The organism is Rhizobacter sp. Root1221 (assembly GCF_001425785.1).
GTDB lineage: Bacteria > Pseudomonadota > Gammaproteobacteria > Burkholderiales > Burkholderiaceae_C > Rhizobacter.
Window position 1 is genome coordinate 301,116 of the sequence record NZ_LMDI01000001.1, and the last position, 19,455, is coordinate 320,570.

Sequence of the window (19,455 nt, forward strand, 5' to 3'; positions counted from 1 at the left end):
ATCCGCATTCTGCCAAATTTGCTGATTTGATGGGGGTTTCCGGCGCAAATTCGGGACGAATTTGATAAATGTACGGCCTAAGATGCCGACATGCCATGGTAACCGCCCGAACCCGGCCGACCCGCTGGCAACGGAGTGCCCCATGAATGCCACCCACTTCAGAAGCCTCTGCCTCTTCGTTGTCGCCTCCGCCCTGGCCGCCACCGCGCTCGCCGGGCCGGTGCTCGACCGCGTGCGATCGTCCGGGCGTGTGCGGGTGTGCTTCTGGCCGGACTACTACGGCGTCTCCTTCCGCAACCCGCGCACGCTCGCGCTGACGGGCATCGACATCGACCTGTCGGCCGAGTTCGGCGCCGACATCGGGGTGCGGGTGGAGTACGTGGAATCGTCGTTCGGCACCCTCGTTGCGGACCTCACCGGCGACCGGTGCGATGTGGCCATGTTCGCCGTGGGCCGGTTGCCGCAGCGCATGGCGCACCTGAAGTTCACCCAGCCCTACATGCAGAGCGACATCTACGGCGTCACCACCAAAGGCAACCGGGTCGTCCGCGAGTGGCAGGACATCGACAAGCCCGGTGTGATGGTGGGGGTGCAGGCGGGCACGTTCATGGAGCCGGTGCTCGCCGAGTCGCTCAAGCGGGCCCAACTCGTCATTGTCAAACCGCCGGCGGTGCGCGAACGGGAGCTCGAGGCGGGCCGCATCGACGTCTTCATGACCGACTACCCGTACAGCCGCCGGCTGCTCGACAACGCCGACTGGGCCGTGCTCATCTCGCCACCCAAGCCGTTCCACGTGTTGCCCTACGCGTATGCCGTGAAGCCCGGCGACGACGCGTGGCTCGAGTTGCTGGACACCTTCGTGGCCCGCATCAAGGTGGACGGCCGGCTGGCCCGCGCCGCCCGGGCCCATGGCCTGAGCGCCATCGCCATCACGAAGTGACCGCCCGATGTCCGCAGCACCACCGGCGACCCCCTCCGATCTTCCGAAACCCGGCGCATGGCCCGTGAGCCGCGTGGCGCTCGTGGCCGGGGTGATCGTGACGTTGGCCGTTGCCTTGGTGCTGGCTGCCGCCGGCTGGTACGAACGGCGGGAGTTCGTCGAGGTGCGGGTGGCGCAGGCCGAGTTGCTGGCCCGGGTGTTCGACGACCACGCCACGCGCACCATCGACACGGCTTCGGTGGCGATGGGGGGCATTGCCGAGACGTTCGAGACACGAGAGCGCGCGCTCGATCCGGTCCTGGCGGATGCCACGCTGTCGCAGGCCCTGGTGGGCCTGCCGTTCATGCGGAGCCTGGCCCTCGTGGACCTGGGCGGGCAGGTGCTCGCCAGTACGGCGCGTGGTGACACCGGCCGCACCATCCACCTGCGGGCCCTGGGCCACCTGCCGCCGGTAGGGCAGGAGTCGCTCGGGAAAGCGGTGCCTGGCCGCCAGTTGGCGGACCTCAGCGTGGCCCATGGCGAGCGGCCGCCCGCGGTGGTCAGTTTCATTCCCATCCTGCGCCGGGTGCGGGCGGGTGGGCGCGACGACCTGCTGCTGGTGGGGCTCATCAACCCGGGCACCTTCGAGACGTACCACAGGCTCGCTTTGGACGAACCCGATGCCCAGGTGGTGCTGGCCTCGTATGACGGCTGGGTCATGTCGAGCGCGGGCGGGACGCAGGCCATCGGCACCGACGTGTCGCTGCACCCGGTGTTCGGCGCCTTGCTGGCGGGCCGGGAGCACGGCAGCTTCATCGGTCCGGGGTTCGGCCGGGAGCAACACCTCGTGGCGTTCCGCGCGTCGCACACACGGCCGCTTGTCGTGATCGTGGAGCGGTCGAACGCAGTGCTTCTGGCGGAATGGGCGGCCACCATGCGCGGGTTCGTGCTGGCCGGCCTGCTCGCGGTGATGCTCACATCCGGCATGACGTGGATCGCCTGGCGTGGCCTGCGTGGCCGCGAGGCCGCCCGCGATGCGCTGGACGCGGCCCAGGACCGCATCGTGCGCAGCGAACGGGAATTGAGCGAGGTGGTCGAGAGCGTGCAGGATCTGATTTTCCGCACCGACCGGGAAGGTGTGGTCACGTTTGTCAACGAGCGCTGGACGGCCCTGGTGCCGCAATCGTTCGGACCGGTGCTGGGGCGCCCGTTACGCGACCTGGTGGACCCGGAGTTCAGCACCGCCATCGACCGCCTGCTGATGCCCGGTGGCCCGCCGGGGCCACGCACGGCCCAGGTGTCGGCCAAGGGGCGCGGGGGCGTCGTGCGCCGGTTCGAGGTCACCGTGTCGCTGCTGCGCGACGCCGCCAGCGCGCTGGGTTTCGTGGGCAGCGCGATGGACGTGACCGACCGCTGGAATGCGCAGCAGAAGCTGCAGCAGCAGCTGGCGTTCTCGGGCCTGCTGCTCGAGATCAGCCCGGTGCCGGTGTCGATGACCGACGCCGAGGGCCGCTACATGGTCGTGAACCAGGCCTGGGAGAATTTCACCGGCTGCCCGCGGGCGGAGGCCATCGGCCGATTGGCCAGCGAGGTGTTCCCGACCGATCAGCTCGAGGCCGGTGCCGAACAGGATGCCCGCCTGCTGGGGCTCGGCGGTCCCATCCGCTATGAAACCGAGGTGACCCCGCGCGACCGGCCCCGGCGCGACGTGGTGGTGACGAAGGTGCTGGTGCCGGGCGAGGACGGCCAGCGGCTCGGCATCCTGTGCACCACGCTCGACGTGAGCGAGTTCCGGGAGGCCGAACGCGCCACCCGGGAGGCGCGAGATGCGGCCGAGCAGGCGTCGCGGGCGAAGTCCGAGTTCATCGCCAACATCAGCCACGAGCTGCGCACGCCGCTGCAATCGATCCTGGGGTTCTCAGAACTGGGCATCGCCCGGGCCGGGCCCAACGACCGCGCGGTGCCGATGTTCGAGGACATCCACCTGTCCGGCGAGCGCATGCTCCTGCTCGTCAACGATCTGCTCGACATTGCGAAGCTGGAAAGCACCGTGGGTGCCTTCCGTGTCGAGCGGGCCGACCTGAAAGGGTTGATCCGTAACGTGGTGACCGAGCTCACGCCGCAGGCCACGCAGCGGCAGCTCGACATCGAGACCGTCTGGGCCGACATGCCACTCGTGGCCTGGGTGGACCCCTCGCGGTTCCAGCAGGTGATCCGCAACGTGCTCGCCAATGCCATCAAGTTCTCGCCGGTGGGCGGCCGCATCGACGTGAGCGGCGGCATGACACGGTCGGGCGACGTTCACGTGCGGGTGCGCGACCACGGGCCGGGCATTCCGGACGGGGAACTTGAATCGATCTTCGAGGCGTTCGTGCAGTCGACCGCCACGCGCAATCGCACCGGGGGCACAGGGGGCACCGGCCTCGGGCTGGCCATCTGCCGCAAGATCGTGACGGCACTCGGCGGGCGCATCGCGGCGTCCCAGGCCGAAGGGGGCGGGGCGGAATTCCTGATCGAGCTGCCGTCGCGCGGGGCGGCGCTGCACCGGTAGCGGTTGCAGTCCTGCTTCTTGGTGTCGCCGCCCTTGTAACTTGACGTCCTTCGTCAGAACGTCACCTTGACGGACGGCGCGCTGCGCTCGGCCGCGCCATGGAACACGGCCTCGATGTTGTTGCCGTCGGGGTCGAGCACGAACGCGGCGTAGTAGCCGGGGTGGTAGGGACGTTCGCCCGGCCCGCCGTTGTCCTCGCCGCCGTGGGCGAGGGCGGCTTCGTGGAAGGCGTTGACCATCGCCGGGTCACGGGCCTGGAACGCGAGGTGGTGGCGGCCGGTGAGCCGCCCTTGTGCTGCCAAGCTGTCGGCGGAGGACACGAACAGTTCGTCGGCCCAGAAATAGCCTTCGCCGGTGCCCCCCAGGGGCACCTGCAGCACCTTGAGAACGGCTTCGTAGAAGCGTTGGCTGGCTGGCAGGTCGCGAACGACGAGCTGGATGTGGTCGATCAGTCGGCCGCGATGCAGTTCCTGTGTTTCCATGGGTGCACTCCTGGGTGGGTTGACGTGGGAGCGGGCATCGTAGCGAGCGAGGACCGCCCGGGCACCATAGCGCCCACTGGCGAAAAGGGTTCGACCCCGCGAACCGGAATACTGTATAAAATAACAGTATGACCGCACACCGCCCGACACCACCTGTCGAACCGCCACCCATCGTGCGCGAGCGCGATCCGGGGGCTGACGCGCCGGCAGGCTGGCAGCCCGTGGCCGGCCCGCTGAAGGGGCGGGGCACCGGGTGGTCGGTGCCTCACCGTTTCACGCGCGACACCCACGACACGTTCGACGACGGCTGGGGCACGCTCGAGCAGACGGCGGCCGAGGCACCCGTTCCGGTGGGCACGGAGGTGACCGAGGAACACGTCAAGTCCATCATCGCGGCCAACGATTCGCCTGACATCTCGTTCGACCTCTCCATCAACCCGTACCGCGGGTGCGAGCACGGCTGCATCTACTGTTTCGCGCGGCCCACCCACAGCTACCTGAACCTGTCGCCGGGCCTCGACTTCGAGACCCGCATCATCGCCAAGGTCAACGCCGCCGAACGCCTGCGGGAAACGCTGGCCCGGCCGCGCTACGTGCCCAAGACCATCAACATCGGTTCGGCCACCGATGCCTACCAGCCCGTCGAACGCCGGTTGCGCATCACCCGGTCGGTGATCGAGGTGCTGGTGGCGCACCAGCACCCGTTTTCGGTGATCACCAAGTCGGCAGGCATCGAGCGCGACCTGGACCTGATCGCCCCCATGGCGGCGGCCAACCTCGCGGTGGCCTATGTGTCCATCACGTCGCTCGACCCGGCGCTGTCGCGCATCCTGGAACCCCGGGCTGCCTCGCCGCAACGGCGCCTGAAAACCATCGAGGCGCTGGCCCGCGCCGGCGTGCCGGTGGGGGTGAGCATGTCGCCACTGATCCCCTTCATCAACGAACCCGAGCTGGAGCGGGTGCTCGAGGCGGCCGCATCTGCCGGCGCCACCAGCGCGTTTTCGGTGGTGTTGCGGCTGCCGTGGGAAGTGAATCCGCTGTTCCAGCAATGGCTTGACCAGCACTTTCCCGAGCGCGCCGCCCGGGTCATGGCTCGGGTGCGGGAGATGCGCGGCGGGAAGGACTACGATGCGGCGTTCGGCGCCCGCATGAGCGGGCAGGGCGTGTGGGCCGACCTCCTGCGCCAGCGCCTGCGCAAGGCCGCGGCCCGGCTCGGGCTGAACGACGATCAGGCCCGCCACGCGCTCGATGTGACGCAATTCCGGCGGCCTGCGGGCCCGAAGGCCCCTGCACAGTCGGAACTCTTCTGATGCGGGAGGGGGCTTGGGTCTTGTCGCCGAAGGTCAGAGGGGCTCCAGCCGTTCGTCGTGCAGCAGATCGATCACGGGCTGCGCGCTTGGTCGACGCACGCCGTTCGCCTGGGTGAGCGCGGCTTCGCATCGGATGCGAGTGCATTTTCCGCCGTTCCTATGATGAACTCGGGCGGTTGCAGGTGTTGCCGCCCGATCGCGCCGACCGGCAACGAAAGTCTTCATTCGCATCTATGTTCAATACGACCGGATACGCCAGATTGAAACCGAGCTCGAGCTCGAGCTCAAGTTCCAGCCCGGAGTCCGTTTCCAGCGGATCAGGCAAACCGACTCAGCCGAAGCTCACCCGGTCCCTGGCCATGGACGGTTTGCAGGCGCGCGAATCGCTCGGTCGATCGACCCATGCAACGCCCATGGCGCCACGTGGCCGCTCGGAGGATTTGCTCCCCCCAAGGAACAGTGCCCAACCTCCCAATGAACGGCGGGTCATGTTCAATGACCGGGCTCAAGTCTTCGAGAGCGAGAACTCGAATACAGTCATATTCGGTTCGAAAAGTCCCCCGCGGCGAGCGGCGAAGCCTTCGAGTGCCGGAGCAAGCCCGCTGCGTCAGCCGATCGCCGCGCCTCAGCAGCGGCCGCAGCCGCAGCCGGCCGCGCCCAAGGAGCATGCCCATGGGCTCCTGGGCCGGTTGTTCAACAAGGGCCCCAAGAAGACCGAGGACAGACCCGTGCAAGCCGCCCCGCAACAGCGCGCGGAAATATCGGCCGCTGAACTGAAGCGACGTGAGCAGCACGATTCTCCGGCCGTGAAGTTCAACGCGCGGCTGGACCGGCTCATGAACAGCAATCTGGACCGTGGCACGAAGCGGGAGCTGGCGAAGCTGCTCGTTGACCTGAACTTCGAAGGCTTCCAACGCGCACTAGGCAAGTTGAACAACGCGACGTCCGACATGGAACTCATCAGGCTCATGCAGTCCGTAGGAAAGGCAATGCGGGAATTGAACGAAGACGACTACGCACACATGCACGTCAAGGTGCCGAAATGACGGCCTGTCGCAGCAAGGGTGTCGGAGACGATGGACACGAGGCCTCGCGTTCCGGATGGATTCAGGCCGCTGATCAGTCCCGGTGAGCAGCCGGGCGTGCCGTGAGCGCCACTCTTTCCCGACTCGTCTGTCCCAACGAAGGCAGCTGAGAGGCGCCTGCGACGGCGATTCGAATGCGGTCGATGGCCGCAGCCAACGCAGCGGCCTCTTGCACCTTCTCGCGGTGGCGTTGCAAAGTCATGCGGGCCAGGTCCACGAGCTTCATGTTCAAGGTGCGCTGCCCTTCGTCGATCAGCGTCGAGATGGCCTCCTGGTGCCGGCCCTCGAGGGTGTGGGCCACGGCGCGTTCAGCCAGGGCAGCCACCGTCTGCTGGGCCTGCCACATCCGTTGTGCAAAGGGCGGGTGGATGCGGGCGGCGCCAGCCAGCAGCTCGGTGGTGGCGCGCGACGACGCGAAGCGGGTGGCCAGCGTGTCGACCCACGCCCCGGTGTCATCGGGCATCTGCACCCCCGACGCGGCCAACGTGGACCACAACGTGAGCAGGTTGCAGGCCGTTTCTGTGTCCAGCGCCGGGTCCAGCAGGCGCGTGGACCAGCTGGCCAGCTCGGTGCCCACCTGGTCGAACTGCTTGTGGAATGCCAGGCCGAACACCCAGGCGACGCCGCCCAGCGCCACGAGGCGGGTGTTGTCGGGGTCCTTCGCGGCGGCTTCCTGCAGACTGTCGAGGGCCCGCTGCAGCGCCCGGCCGTCACGCTGTTCGTAGCGCAGCGCGGTCAGTAGCACCAGCACCTGCATGTCGAACATGCGCGACCCGAGGCCCAGCACCGCCGCACGTTCCAGCGGTTTCTGTGCCTCGTCGCGCAAGCCCGCGTAGTACGCGGTGAGGCCGTGGCGCTGCAGGCGCACGATGGAACCGCGCGTGAACTCGGCCGCGCGGCGGTACGTGGCGACGGCACCGTCAATGTCGCCTTGTTCCATTTGCAGGCGCCCCAGCACGTCGAGGGCGTCGGTGTAGTTCGGCTGTTCGGCCGCCAGCGCCTCGAGGCTGCGTGCGGCGGCCGCGGGTTGGTTCGCGTCGATCTGTGCGCGGGCCACGCCCAGGCGAGCCCAGGGCACGGTGGGGTCAGTCTCCAGCACCAGCTCGTTGAGGCGCTTGGCCGCCTCCGGTTCGCCGATGCGCAGCAGCAATTCGCACCCTAGCCGGGCCGCATAGGCGGAGAAGGGCCCCTGTTCCTTGAAGCGCTTGAGGCACAGCCTGGCGGCTGAGGCCAGGTCGCCGGCGGCCACGGGCGCGAAAATGTCCGCGAGCGATTTCTTGCGCTTGCGCACCTGGGTCAGGCGCTCGCCCAGGGCGGCCGCGGTATAGGGCTTGAGCAGGAAGCTGTCGACCGCCGATTCGGCCGCATCGGCCACGGTGGTATACGACGCGCTGCCGGTCACGATGATGAACACGGTGGACAGCGGCAACAACTGCAGGCGGCGCAGGTCGTCGAGCAGGTTCTGGCCCGAGTACCCTTCGGCCTCGAATTCCTGTTCGCACAGCACGATGTCGAACGTGCGTGACTCGAGCATGCGCCGCGCATCGTGGATGCGGCTCGACTGCGACACGTTGCCCACGCCGAAATCGCGCAGCTGCGACACCAGCATGCCGCGCGACGTGAGGTTGGGGTCGATCACGAGCGCGGACGACGTCGCGATGTCTCGGTCAATCATCTGCATGCCAGGCTCCGGGGACGTGGAACACGGTACGGCTCCTGCGCGCATATCGGCACCATCCGGCCCCGACTTGAGTGCAATCCACGCAGTGTGACCCTTCGCGCCAGGAAGCACAACGGCGCCCGAAGGCGCCGTTGGCAGGGGGAACTCAGGAAGCGCAGGTCACTTGAACAAGTCCTTGACGCGGTGCGTCCAGGACTTGGCGTTGGGCGAGTGCTTGTCCGACTTGCTCAGCGATTCGTCGAGCTCCTTGAGCAGCTTGCGCTGGTGTTCGGTGAGCTTGACGGGTGTCTCGACCGCGATGTGGCAGTACAGGTCGCCGGGATAGCTGGAGCGGATGCCCTTGATGCCCTTGCCACGCAGGCGGAAGGTCTTGCCGTGTTGCGTGCCTTCAGGCAACTCGATCTCGGCCTTGCCGCCCAGCGTGGGCACCTCCAGGCTGCCGCCGAGGCAAGCCGTGGTGAGGCCCACCGGCACCGTGCAATGCAGGTCGTCGCCGTCACGCTCGAAGATCTCGTGCTGCTTGATGCGGATCTCGATGTACAGGTCACCCGCCGGGCCGCCGTTGGTGCCCGGTTCGCCGTTCCCGGCCGAACGGATGCGCATGCCTTCGTTGATGCCGGCCGGAATCTTGACCTCGAGCGTCTTGTTCTTCTTGACCTTGCCGGCACCGTGGCAGGTGATGCAGGGCTCGGGAATGATCTTGCCGGTGCCCCGGCAATGCGGGCAGGTCTGTTGCACGCTGAAGAAGCCCTGGCGCATGTGGACCGTACCGCTGCCGTTGCAACTGGTGCAGGTCTTGGCGCTGGTGCCCGGCTTGGCGCCCGACCCGTGGCAGGTCTCGCATTCTTCCCAGCTCGGGATGCGGATCTGGCTGTCCTTGCCATGTGCCGCCTCTTCGAGCGAGATCTCCATCGCGTAGCTGAGGTCGGCCCCGCGGTACACCTGCTGGCCGCCGCCACCGCGGCGTCCACCGCCGCCGCCGCCGAACACATCGCCGAAGATGTCGCCGAAGGCTTCGGCGAAACCGCCGAACCCTTCCGCACCCGGGCCGCCCGGGCGGAAGCCGCCCGCGTTGGGGTCGACCCCGGCGTGACCGTACTGGTCGTAGGCGGCGCGCTTTTCGCCGTCCGACAACATCTCGTAGGCTTCCTTGATTTCCTTGAAGTTCTCTTCGGCCTTCTTCGCGCCGTCACCCTGGTTGCGGTCCGGGTGGTACTTCATGGCCAGCTTGCGATAGGCCTTCTTGATGTCGTCGTCGGTGGCATTCTTTGCCAATCCGAGGACGTCGTAGTAGTCACGCTTTGCCATGGTGTCTTGCGTCTTCTGAATAACGAAACCCCCGCGGCCCGAAAAGGCGCACGGGGGAGGCGGGGAACCCGAAGGCCCCCGGTGCGTTGCCGTGCCGGCTTACTTCGAGTCCTTGACTTCCTTGAACTCGGCGTCGACCACGTTGTCGTCGGCCGGGGCCGACTGCGCACCTTGCGGCGCAGCCTCCGGACCACCCGCTGCACCACCGGCCGCCGCCTGGGCATCGGCGTAGACCTTCTCGCCGAGCTTCTGGCTCGCGGTCATCAGCGCTTCGGTCTTGGCTTCGATGGCCGCCTTGTCGTCGCCCTTGAGCGCTTCCTCGGTGTCCTTCAAGGCCGTTTCGATCTTTTCCTTCTCGCCGGCGTCGAGCTTGTCACCGTGTTCGGCGAGGCTCTTGCGCACGCTGTGCACGAGCGAGTCGGCCGAGTTGCGGGCCTGCACGAGTTCGAGCTTCTTCTTGTCTTCGGCCGCGTTCATTTCCGCGTCCTTGACCATCTGCTCGATCTCGCTCTCGCTCAAGCCGGAGTTGGCCTTGATCGTGATCTTGTTTTCCTTGCCGGTGCCCTTGTCTTTCGCGCCGACGTGCAGGATGCCGTTGGCGTCGATGTCGAAGCTCACCTCGATCTGCGGCGTGCCACGCGGTGCCGGCGGGATGCCTTCGAGGTTGAATTCGCCGAGGCTCTTGTTGCCCGACGCCATCTCGCGTTCGCCCTGGTACACCTTGATGGTCACGGCCGGCTGGCTGTCTTCCGCGGTGGAGAACACCTGCGCGAACTTGGTCGGGATGGTGGTGTTCTTCTTGATCATCTTCGTCATCACGCCACCCATCGTCTCGATGCCGAGCGACAGCGGGGTGACGTCGAGGAGCAGCACGTCGGTGCGTTCACCGCCGAGCACCTGGCCCTGGATGGCCGCGCCCACGGCGACGGCTTCGTCCGGGTTGACGTCCTTGCGCGGTTCCTTGCCGAAGAACTCCTTGACCTTCTCCTGCACCTTGGGCATGCGGGTCATGCCGCCGACCAGGATCACGTCGTCGATGTCGGCGGCCGAGATGCCGGCGTCCTTGATGGCGGTGCGGCACGGGGCGATGGTGCGCTCGATGAGCTCTTCCACCAGCGACTCGAGCTTGGCGCGCGACAGCTTGATGTTCAGGTGCTTCGGGCCCGAGGCATCGGCCGTCACGTACGGCAGGTTGATGTCGGTCTGCGCGCCGTTGGACAGTTCGATCTTGGCCTTCTCGGCGGCTTCCTTCAGACGCTGCAGGGCCAGCACGTCCTTGCTGAGGTCGACGCCTTGTTCCTTCTTGAACTCGGCAATGATGTAGTCGATGATGCGCTGGTCGAAGTCTTCGCCGCCCAGGAACGTGTCGCCGTTCGTGGAGAGCACCTCGAACTGCTTTTCACCGTCGACGTCAGCGATCTCGATGATGGACACGTCGAACGTGCCGCCACCCAGGTCGTACACGGCGATCTTGCGGTCGCCCTTTTCGTTCTTGTCGAGGCCGAACGCCAGCGCCGCGGCGGTGGGTTCGTTGATGATGCGCTTGACGTCGAGGCCGGCGATGCGGCCAGCGTCCTTCGTGGCCTGGCGCTGTGCGTCGTTGAAGTACGCGGGCACCGTGATCACGGCTTCGGTGACGGCTTCACCGAGGTAGTCCTCGGCGGTCTTTTTCATCTTGCGCAGCACTTCGGCGCTGACCTGCGGCGGGGCCAGCTTCTGGCCGCGCACCTCGACCCACGCGTCGCCGTTGTCGGCCTGCGCGATCTTGTAGGGCATCAGGTCGATGTCCTTCTGCACTTCCTTTTCGGTGAACTTGCGGCCGATCAGGCGTTTCACCGCGTACAGCGTGTTGCGCGGGTTCGTGACGGCCTGGCGCTTGGCCGAGGCGCCGACGAGGATCTCGCCATCTTCCTGGTACGCGATGATCGACGGCGTGGTGCGGGCACCTTCACTGTTCTCGATCACGCGCGTGGTGTTGCCTTCCATGATCGCGACACACGAGTTCGTGGTGCCGAGGTCGATGCCGATGATTTTTCCCATTTTTCTGCTCCTGCTTGCTTTGAATCCAGATGAGTCCGAGGTGTGGATAACCTCGACTTTTTCAAGGGGCCGCGCTTGTGGACGGCCACCTCTCCCTACGTTGTTGTCTTATTTGGGTGCCGACACGGTGACGAGCGCGGGGCGCAACACACGCTCGGCGATCAGGTAGCCCTTTTGCAGCACGGTGACGACGGTGTTGGGATCCTGTTCGGCCGGCACGACGCTGATGGCCTGGTGCTGGTGCGGGTCGAACCTGGTGCCGGCCGCCGGGTTGATCTCGAGCACCTTGTTGCGCTCCAGCGCCGCCGACAGCTGGCGCAGCGTGGCGTGCACGCCTTCCAGCAGCTGTTCCGGGGTGGCGGCGGGGATGGCGATGGCGGCTTCGAGGCTGTCCTTGACGGGCAGCAGGCTGTCGGCAAAGCCTTCGAGGGCGAACTTGCGGGCCTTCGACACTTCCTCTTCAGCGCGGCGGCGGATGTTTTCGCCCTCGGCCTTGGCGCGCAGGTAGGCGTCGGACATCTCGGCGAGGCGGGCGTCGACGTCAGGGGCCGGCGGCGCGGTGTTCACTTCAGTGGTTTCGCCAACGTCTTGATTTTCCATGGGATTTTGGGGGTTCTGCATGTGGTGGACCTCTTCGACTGCACCGCACATGGGTGCATGCCCATCGGTTTCAAGAGGGAAAAGCGGGGAATTTTACCGGGCCATTGCAGGCCGGCCGGGAACGGCGTATTCGCGCGCGTCCTCCGGCGTGATTCGGCGCTTTTTGGCGCTACTCCTTGCTCGCACTCCAGCGGTTCCATTCCGCCAACTGGCGGCGGTCGCGTTTGGTGGGCCGGCCCTGCTCGATGGCGAGCGAGGGTTCCGGCGCCTCGCGGTGCTGGCGGGCTGCCTCGTCCCGCCGGGCGATGCTCTCGGGCGTTTCCTCGTACAGGGCCTGCGCCACCGGCGCCGGGCCGCGCACGGCGCTCACCCCCAGCACGAGCACCGTGCGCACCACCACGCCCTGGCGCACCTCGATGCGGTCGCCCACGCGCACATCGCGCGAGGGTTTGGCATCCTGGTCGTTGACCTGGATGCGCCCCTTGCCGATTTCCTGGGTGGCCAGGCTGCGGGTCTTGAAAAAGCGGGCAGCCCAAAGCCACTTGTCGAGGCGGACGTCGTCGTTCGGGGTGTTCATGGGAAAAGCTCCGGATCAGGCCTTGGCGCCGCCGTCGACCGCCCGCTGGCGCCGCAGCGCCAGCTCGCGGGCGTCGGGTCCGCCGCGTGTGTCCCAGCCCTGCAGGTGCCGTTCGGCGAGGGCGGTCAGCGCGCGCACCCAGTCGGTCTGGTCGTTCAGGCACGGGATGTACCTGAACTCGGTGCCGCCAGCCTTCAGGAAGGCGGTGCGGGCCTCCTGGTCGATCTCCTCGAGGGTCTCGAGGTTGTCGCTCGTGAACCCCGGGCACACCACGTCCACGCGGTGCACGCCCTGGTGGGCCAGGGTCACCAGCGTGGGCTCGGTGTACGGCTGCAACCATTCGGCGCGGCCCAGCCGGCTCTGGAAGGTGACGAGGTAGTCGTTGGCCGAGATGCCGAGCTGCTCGGACACGAGGCGGGCTGTCTTCAGGCATTCGCAGTGGTACGGGTCACCGAGTGTCAGGCTGCGCTTCGGGATGCCGTGGAAGCTCATCACGAGCTTGTCGGCGCGGCCGTTCGCGGCCCAGTGATCGGCGATGCGGCGGGCCACGGCGGCGATGTAGCCGGGGTCGTCGTGGAATCGGTTCACGAATCGGAATTCGGGCAGCGCCCGGATGCGCCGCGACCAGCCCAGCACCGCGTCGACAACGCTGGCGGTGGTGGACGCCGCGTATTGCGGGTAGAGCGGCAGCACCAGTACGCGGGTGGCGCCCGCCGCCTTGAGTTCGTCGAGCACCTGTGGAATGGACGGCGCGCCGTAGCGCATGGCCGACCGGACGGTCACACGGTGCCCGCGCTCGCCCAGGTTGCCGGCCAGCCGCTTGGTGAGTACCTGGGTCCAGGTGGTGAGGGGCGACCCCTCCGGGGTCCAGATGCTCGCGTACCGTGCCGCGGACTGCCTCGGGCGGACGCGGAGGATCACGCCGTGCAGGATCAGCCACCACAGCGGGCGCGGGATTTCGACCACGCGCGGATCGCCCAGGAATTCGGCGAGGAAGCGGCGAACCGCCGAGGGCGTGGGCGCGTCGGGTGTCCCGAGGTTGCACAGCAGGACGGCGGTGAGTTCCGCCTGGTCGTGGGGGCGTGCGGGTTCGGGGGCAAAACTCATGGAACGGTGGGTCTCCGGGCGGGCGGTCAGTTCATGATTATCAGCCTCTCAGGCCGTCGGCGCGGCCCCGCGGATGCGCCGGGAGATGTCGTCGATGTCGGCGAGCACGGCGGCGATGTCGATGGGTTTGGTCCAGTAGCCGATGAAGCCGGCCTCGTAGGCACGCTGGACGTCATCAGGCATGGCGTCGGCCGAGCACATGTAGGCCGGCGCGGTGCCAAGGCCCGGCAGCCTGCGCAGTTCCCGCAACACGTCGAAACCCGACATGCCGGGGAGGTGAGCGTCGAGCACCAGCACCTCGGGCTGCCATTCGCTGGCCACCGCGAGGGCTTCTTCGCCGTCTTCGGCCACGCGGAGCTCGACCTGGCTGTTGTGCATGCGGAGTGCGCCCTCGAACAGGATCGCATTGATGCGGTTGTCTTCCACGTACAGCATGCGCAGGGGGGGGCGAGACGGGGCAGGGGGGGCTTCGCACTCGGGCATCGTGGCGAGATTGTCGTACACCGTATCGGGTGCGTCGTCGCGCTGGAGTTCGATCGACACGTGCGTGCCGCGTCCCGCCAGGCTGCTCACGTCGAGTTTGCCTCCGATGGCCTGGGTCAGGCTGCGCGCGATGATCAGGCCGAGGCCGGTGCCCTCGATGTTGGACGTCTCCTTGCCCAGCCGCTCGAAGGGCTGGAAGAGCCGCGCCATCTGCATCTCGGTCATGCCCGGCCCGGTGTCCTCGATGACCAGCGTGACGAACCCGCGCCGGCCGGTGTCCACCGACAGCCGCACGGCACCGCCCGCGTGGTTGTACTTGATGGCGTTCGATGCGATGTTGAGCACCACCTGGCGCAGGCGCTGCATGTCGGCGCGCACCCACGTGTGCGCGGGAACCTGGTTGTCGAGCCGCACCCGGCGCGCCGAGGCGGCCGGTTGCAGCAGTTCGAGGGTGCGCTCCACGGTGTCGTCGAGTGCCACGGGGCCGATGGCCAGGGTCATCGCCCCTTCCTCGACCTTCTGCAGATCGAGCACGTCGTTGATCAGCGCCAGCAGGTGCTGGCCGGCGTTGAGCACGTGGTCGGCGTAGCCGCCGATCTCGGTGCCGTCACCGCCGCCCGGGGTCATGCGCATGAGTTGCGCGAAACCGATGACCGCATTCAGTGGCGTGCGCATCTCGTGGCTCATGCGCGAGAGGAACTGCGATTTGGCATGGCTCGCCAGTTCCGCCGCCTGCTTCTCGCGCAGGGCCTGCTCCGCCTGCTTGGCGCTGGTGATGTCGGAATGGGTGCCCACCACGCGCAGCGGGCGGCCTTCGGCGTTGTGCCCCACCACCTTGCCGCGGTCGAGGATCCAGAGGTCGTGGCCGTCCCGGTGCCGGATGCGGTGCTCGGATTGGTACACCTGCGTCTCGCAGCGCAAGTGGCGGCGCAGGCCCGACATCACCCGCGGCAGGTCGTCGACATGGATGCGGGATGTCCATTCCTCCAGCGAGTCGCCGATCTCGTGTTCGGCGTACCCCAGCATCTTCTTCCAGCGGGGCGAGTAGTACACCTTGTTCGTCTGGGCATCCCAGTCCCACACGCCATCCCCGGACCCCTCGAGCGCGAACTTCCAGCGTTCTTCGGCGGCGATCAGCGCCAGCTCGGAGGCCCGGTGCTGCGTGATGTCGCGGAAGGTCAGCACCACTGAAAACGTGCTGCCTTCCGGGCGCAGCTGCAGCGGGTGGCCGTTGAGTTCGAGCCAGCGCAACTGCCCGTCGGGGCGGCGCAGCGCATGCACGCTGCGCGAGAGCGGCTCGCCGCTGCGCACCACGCGGCGCACCGGGTGGTCCTCGTGCGCCAGGGGGCGCGCGGCGGCGGACATGAACTCGAACGGCCAGCCGTCCGTGTTGCCCACGACCGCCACGGGGTCCACCCCGAGCACGTCGCAGCCCGCGGGGTTGATGGCGATGATGGTGAGCGTGGGGGTGACCACCACCAGGCCGTCGCTGATGGCCGAGGCCACCGACCGGTACAACTCCTCGCTCAGCCGCAGCTTGTCGGCGGCGCGGGTCTGGTCGGTCACGTCGTGCTGCACGCCGATGTAGTGGGTCAGCTCGCCATTGCCGTCGAACACCGGCGCCACGTGCAGGGCGTTCATGAACGAGGTGCCGTCCTTGCGCACGTTGTTGACCACCACGCTGCATTCGCGGCGCTCGGCGATGGCCTCGCGCAGCCGGACGAGCGGCGCCTGGTCGGTCATGTGGCCCTGCAGCAGGCGGCAGTTGCGGCCCAGCAGTTCGTCCTGCGAGAACCCGGTCAGCGTCTCGAAGGCCGGGTTGACGTACACCATCGGCATGTCCGGCTGGTTGGCGTCGCACACGCACATGGGCAGCGCGGCCGCGGCCTCGACGGCGCCTTTCATCACCATCAGGCCGCGTTCCAGCGCGCGCAGCTCGGTGAGGTCGCGGGTAACATACAGCACCCGGTTTCCGGGCATGGGCGACACGCGGGCCTCGAACCAGCGGGTGACACCGTCGCGGGTGCGCAGCGCGTACTCGTGGCGCTGCACCTGCCCCGTGTGCAGCGCGAGGCGGATCGCGTTCATCGCCTTCTGCGCCAGGTCGCTGGACAGCTCGACGCCGAACTTCTCGCCGCGCACCTTGGACCAGTCGTGGATCAGCATCGGGTGCTCGGGCGAGCTGCACTCGAGGAAGCGGCCCTCGCCGTCGAGCACGAACCACAGGTCGGGCACGGCCTCGAGCACCGCGGTGAGGCGCCCCTGTGAATCGCGGAGCTCGGCCTCCCGGGATGCCAGGGCCAGTTCGGCGCGCTTGCGGTCGGTGATGTCGATGGACATGTGCACCACGTTGCCGTCCGGCAACCGGCGCCCGCTGACGATCAGCCACGTGTCCCGCCACCGGATCTCGTGCTGCTCGGCCTGGTGCGACGCGATGGACAGGCGCCACTCGATGAAGGCCTCCTCGTTGCCGACGGCGTCGGGATAGTCGCCCGCGTAGGCCATCTCGCGCACCATCTCCGGCCAGTTTGCCTGGGCCCTCAGCTGGCGCCGGTGGATCTCCTTTCGCCAGGCCGCGTTGGACCGGATCACCCTGCCGTCCGGGTCGCTGATCATCACGCAGGCGACGAGGGATTCGAGGGCATCGCTCAGCAACTGCTCGGCTTGGCGGGCGGCCTTCTGGGCCTGCAGGCGCGCGGTGATGTTGCTGGTGGCGCCCCGGTAGCCGCGGAACATCCCTTTGCTGTCGAACACCGGCATGCCGCTGATGCTGGTGGTGACCACGCCCTTCGGCGTGGGGCGGTCGGTGATGATGTCCTTGAACGGCAGCCGCTCTGCCCGCGCGGAGAGAAACCGGTCCCACGAGTTGGTGGTGTCGGCCTCGCACCGGCGGTTGATGTCCTGCATCGTCAGGCCGAGGTTGTCGGTGGGCGAACGGCCGGTGTGGGACTCGATGCTGTCGGACACCCAGGTGAGCCGGCCGTTGTCGTCGGTTTCCCAGAGCCAGTCGCTGCTCGACAGGCTGGCAGTGCGCACACGGGCGGCCTGGCGCCGCAAGTGCCGCTCGCTCAGGCGCGATCGGAGCAGCGCGTTGCACACTTCGGCCGCGTCGTGCAGCGCGTCGCGGTGGGCCGGCGTGAGTGCGCGCGCCGCCGGGTCGAACACGCACACCGCCCCGACCCGATATCCCTCCACGGTGAGCGGCGCGCCAGCGTAGGCGCGGATGTTCGGGGTGCCGGTGACGGACGGCTGATCGGAAAAGCGGTGGTCGCGGGACGCGTCGCCCACCTCCAGCAGGTCGGGCGTGAGCACGGTGTGGGCGCAGAACGCCTCGTCGCGCGGGAGGTTCCCCAGAGGGGGCCCGGCCTCGGCCTTGAACCAGACGCGGTGCTCGTCCACGAGGGTGATGGCCGCCATGGCGTGGCCGAGCTGTTGGCGCAGCAGCCGGACGATGGCGTCGAACGCCGGTTCATGGTCGGAGTCGAGGATGCGCAGCGCGCGCAACGTCTGCAACCGTCCGGACTCATCGGCGGGGAGAGGGGCGGAAGGCATGGTCGTTTTACTGTAGCGGAGAATGCCGGGCATGACGTCTGGCAACCTCACTGAGTCGGGACTTCCGACAAATTCTCCACCACTCGCGCTGAGCTTCGACCTCGACGACACGCTGTGGCCCATCTGGCCCACCATCGAACGGGCGGAGCAGGTGTTGCACGGGTGGTTGGGCGAGCATGCGCCGGCCACGGCAGGGCGTTTCGATGCGGCCGGCCTGCGGGCCCTGCGCAACGCAGTGGGTGAACGCCATCCCGAATGGGGGCACGACCTGAGCCGCATGCGGCTTGAAAGCCTTCGCGAAGCGCTGGTGCTCGCGGGCGATGACCCGTCGCTGGCCGAGGCCGCCTTCGCGGTGTTTTTTGAAGCCCGCCAGCAGGTCACGTTGTATGCAGATGCGCGCGAGGCGCTCGGCCGCCTGGCGGCCCGCTTCCCGCTGGTCGCCGTCACCAACGGCAACTCCGAATTGGCCCGCGTGGGGCTGGACACGCTGTTCCAGGCAAGCCTGAGTGCCATCCGCTTCGGCGTGGGAAAACCCGACCCGCGCATCTTCCTGGCCGCGTGCGAGCGCCTGGGGGTGGCGCCCGGCCGGGTGCTGCACATCGGTGACGACCTGATGCTCGACGTGAACGGCGCGCTCGAGGCCGGGCTGCAGGCGGTGTGGTTGCGGCGCGAGGTGGGGGTGGACGAACCCGCTCCGGCCTTGAAAGCGCCTTACCGGGTGTTCGACAACCTGACCCGGCTCGCCGACGCCCTGGGTTGCTGAAGGGGAATCAGCGGAACGAGAGGTCTTCCGGCGCCTGCGGCATGGTGTCGGAGAACCGCATGACCTCGAACCGCACGTGCGGGGCGGTGGGGTCGCTGAGCGAAGCCCCGAGCCCGAGCGTGCCGCTGCCGTGCAGCGTGCAGGTGCCGCGGCGCAGCGACACGATCTCGGAGCCGCCCGAGAACCGCACGTAGGTGCCGTTGAAGCTGAGGTCGGTGAGTTGGAACGCCCCGCCGTGCCAGTCGATGCGGGCGTGGGAGCGTGACACGCGGGAGTCGTCGATGCAGTAGGTGACCTGCGGGCTGCGCCCGAGCACCACCGGCAGCGACGGGCCGGCAAACACGCGGTTCTGGTCGAGGCAGATCAGGCGGATGCCTTCGGGCTCGACGGGCGAGGACTGCAGTTCGCCGTAGGCCGTGGCGGCGGTGTCGCTGAAGCGGCGCCCCTCCAGCAGGAACACATGCACCGGCTCCACACGGCCCCGCAATTGCACCCGGTCGAGGCTGCGAAAGCGCGCCCGCACGCCGTCGGGCTGGCCGCTGACGACGCTGACGGTGGCCAGGATCTCGTTGTCGCCGGCGTGGTCGAGCAGGCGGGCGGCCACGTTGACCGCATCGCCGAAACAATCGCCGGACATCTCGATGACCTCACCCTGGGCAATGCCCACCTGCAGCCTGAGCACCGGCGCGCGGGTGTCCGCGGCCCGTGTGCTGGTGGACAGCGGGGTGATGCGGTCCATCGAGTCGTGCATTTCGTCGGCCGCCATGACGGCGGCGACCGGGCTCTCGAACACGGCCATCAGGCCATCGCCGAGGGTCTTCACGACCACCCCGCCGGCATTTCCCACGATGCGACCGACCAGGGCCACGCTCTGCGTGACCACGGTGGTGGCTTCGGCGTTGCCGAGGGTCTCGTACAGCGAAGTGCTGCCGCGCAGGTCCGCGAACAGGACGGTGCGCTGAAGAATCTGCGTCATGTCGTGAAGTTTATGGCAATA

Annotated in this window: 14 protein-coding genes; 5 read left to right on the top strand and 9 right to left on the bottom strand. The window is 67.8% G+C overall.

The window, feature by feature from the left end:
* Positions 1-142 precede the first annotated feature (142 nt).
* On the top strand, positions 143-940 hold the full coding sequence (locus ASC87_RS01235) for an ABC transporter substrate-binding protein (RefSeq protein ID WP_056655334.1): 798 nt from the start codon (positions 143-145) through the stop codon (positions 938-940).
* Positions 941-1,004: 64 nt separating this feature from the next.
* The gene (locus ASC87_RS01240) at positions 1,005-3,470 is read left to right on the top strand and encodes an ATP-binding protein (RefSeq protein ID WP_056655337.1); all 2,466 of its coding nucleotides are present in this window, start codon (positions 1,005-1,007) and stop codon (positions 3,468-3,470) included.
* Between the two features lie 53 nt (positions 3,471-3,523).
* Here the strand turns inward: ASC87_RS01240 and ASC87_RS01245 are convergent, their stop codons facing one another.
* Positions 3,524-3,952 carry a VOC family protein gene (locus tag ASC87_RS01245; RefSeq protein ID WP_056655340.1) on the bottom strand — a complete coding sequence of 143 codons (429 nt, stop codon included), beginning with the start codon at positions 3,950-3,952 and terminating at the stop codon, positions 3,524-3,526.
* A gap of 128 nt (positions 3,953-4,080) precedes the next feature.
* On the opposite strand from ASC87_RS01245, the gene ASC87_RS01250 reads away from it, so the two are divergent.
* Together ASC87_RS01250 and ASC87_RS31465 are read left to right on the top strand one after the other, a co-directional pair.
* Entirely contained in the window at positions 4,081-5,262 is a 1,182-nt protein-coding gene (locus tag ASC87_RS01250; protein WP_082568284.1) for a PA0069 family radical SAM protein, read from the top strand.
* A 488-nt stretch (positions 5,263-5,750) separates the two neighbouring features.
* Positions 5,751-6,308: a hypothetical protein gene (locus tag ASC87_RS31465; RefSeq protein ID WP_157603775.1), complete on the top strand. Its 558-nt coding sequence runs from the start codon at positions 5,751-5,753 to the stop codon at positions 6,306-6,308.
* A 73-nt stretch (positions 6,309-6,381) separates the two neighbouring features.
* Here ASC87_RS31465 and ASC87_RS01260 read toward each other — a convergent pair whose 3' ends face one another.
* The 7 genes from ASC87_RS01260 to ASC87_RS01290 all read right to left on the bottom strand — a co-directional run bounded on the left by ASC87_RS01260 (position 6,382) and on the right by ASC87_RS01290 (position 17,695).
* Positions 6,382-8,028, bottom strand: a complete 1,647-nt coding sequence (locus ASC87_RS01260) for a tetratricopeptide repeat protein (RefSeq protein ID WP_056655347.1) — start codon at positions 8,026-8,028, stop codon at positions 6,382-6,384.
* 159 nt (positions 8,029-8,187) lie between these two features.
* A complete protein-coding gene (dnaJ, locus tag ASC87_RS01265) occupies positions 8,188-9,336 on the bottom strand; it encodes a molecular chaperone DnaJ (protein WP_056655350.1) in 1,149 nt (382 codons plus the stop codon).
* A gap of 99 nt (positions 9,337-9,435) precedes the next feature.
* Positions 9,436-11,376 carry a molecular chaperone DnaK gene (dnaK, locus tag ASC87_RS01270; RefSeq protein ID WP_056655353.1) on the bottom strand — a complete coding sequence of 647 codons (1,941 nt, stop codon included), beginning with the start codon at positions 11,374-11,376 and terminating at the stop codon, positions 9,436-9,438.
* A gap of 108 nt (positions 11,377-11,484) precedes the next feature.
* Positions 11,485-11,997: a nucleotide exchange factor GrpE gene (grpE, locus tag ASC87_RS01275; RefSeq protein ID WP_200954276.1), complete on the bottom strand. Its 513-nt coding sequence runs from the start codon at positions 11,995-11,997 to the stop codon at positions 11,485-11,487.
* A gap of 148 nt (positions 11,998-12,145) precedes the next feature.
* On the bottom strand, positions 12,146-12,553 hold the full coding sequence (locus ASC87_RS01280; RefSeq protein ID WP_056655356.1) for an RNA-binding S4 domain-containing protein: 408 nt from the start codon (positions 12,551-12,553) through the stop codon (positions 12,146-12,148).
* A gap of 15 nt (positions 12,554-12,568) precedes the next feature.
* Complete coding sequence (gene hemH / locus ASC87_RS01285) at positions 12,569-13,660, bottom strand: ferrochelatase (protein ID WP_056655359.1); 1,092 nt, start codon at positions 13,658-13,660, stop codon at positions 12,569-12,571.
* A 48-nt stretch (positions 13,661-13,708) separates the two neighbouring features.
* Positions 13,709-17,695 carry a PAS domain S-box protein gene (locus tag ASC87_RS01290; protein WP_162255115.1) on the bottom strand — a complete coding sequence of 1,329 codons (3,987 nt, stop codon included), beginning with the start codon at positions 17,693-17,695 and terminating at the stop codon, positions 13,709-13,711.
* A gap of 31 nt (positions 17,696-17,726) precedes the next feature.
* On the opposite strand from ASC87_RS01290, the gene ASC87_RS01295 reads away from it, so the two are divergent.
* Positions 17,727-18,458, top strand: a complete 732-nt coding sequence (locus tag ASC87_RS01295) for an HAD family hydrolase (protein WP_056655365.1) — start codon at positions 17,727-17,729, stop codon at positions 18,456-18,458.
* 7 nt (positions 18,459-18,465) lie between these two features.
* On the opposite strand, the gene ASC87_RS01300 is transcribed toward ASC87_RS01295, so the two are convergent.
* Positions 18,466-19,434 carry an adenylate/guanylate cyclase domain-containing protein gene (locus ASC87_RS01300; protein WP_056655368.1) on the bottom strand — a complete coding sequence of 323 codons (969 nt, stop codon included), beginning with the start codon at positions 19,432-19,434 and terminating at the stop codon, positions 18,466-18,468.
* Positions 19,435-19,455: the final 21 nt, after the last annotated feature.

Excerpts from the sequence above, each read along its gene's own strand:
- ASC87_RS01260 (WP_056655347.1), bottom strand. The coding sequence starts at position 8,028 with ATGCAGATGATTGACCGAGACATCGCGACGTCGTCCGCGCTCGTGATC.
- grpE (WP_200954276.1), bottom strand. The coding sequence starts at position 11,997 with ATGCAGAACCCCCAAAATCCCATGGAAAATCAAGACGTTGGCGAAACC.
- ASC87_RS01235 (WP_056655334.1), top strand. The coding sequence starts at position 143 with ATGAATGCCACCCACTTCAGAAGCCTCTGCCTCTTCGTTGTCGCCTCC.
- ASC87_RS01245 (WP_056655340.1), bottom strand. The coding sequence starts at position 3,952 with ATGGAAACACAGGAACTGCATCGCGGCCGACTGATCGACCACATCCAG.
- ASC87_RS01250 (WP_082568284.1), top strand. The coding sequence starts at position 4,081 with ATGACCGCACACCGCCCGACACCACCTGTCGAACCGCCACCCATCGTG.
- dnaJ (WP_056655350.1), bottom strand. The coding sequence starts at position 9,336 with ATGGCAAAGCGTGACTACTACGACGTCCTCGGATTGGCAAAGAATGCC.
- ASC87_RS01290 (WP_162255115.1), bottom strand. The coding sequence starts at position 17,695 with ATGCCTTCCGCCCCTCTCCCCGCCGATGAGTCCGGACGGTTGCAGACG.
- ASC87_RS01295 (WP_056655365.1), top strand. The coding sequence starts at position 17,727 with ATGACGTCTGGCAACCTCACTGAGTCGGGACTTCCGACAAATTCTCCA.
- dnaK (WP_056655353.1), bottom strand. The coding sequence starts at position 11,376 with ATGGGAAAAATCATCGGCATCGACCTCGGCACCACGAACTCGTGTGTC.
- hemH (WP_056655359.1), bottom strand. The coding sequence starts at position 13,660 with ATGAGTTTTGCCCCCGAACCCGCACGCCCCCACGACCAGGCGGAACTC.
- ASC87_RS31465 (WP_157603775.1), top strand. The coding sequence starts at position 5,751 with ATGTTCAATGACCGGGCTCAAGTCTTCGAGAGCGAGAACTCGAATACA.
- ASC87_RS01300 (WP_056655368.1), bottom strand. The coding sequence starts at position 19,434 with ATGACGCAGATTCTTCAGCGCACCGTCCTGTTCGCGGACCTGCGCGGC.
- ASC87_RS01280 (WP_056655356.1), bottom strand. The coding sequence starts at position 12,553 with ATGAACACCCCGAACGACGACGTCCGCCTCGACAAGTGGCTTTGGGCT.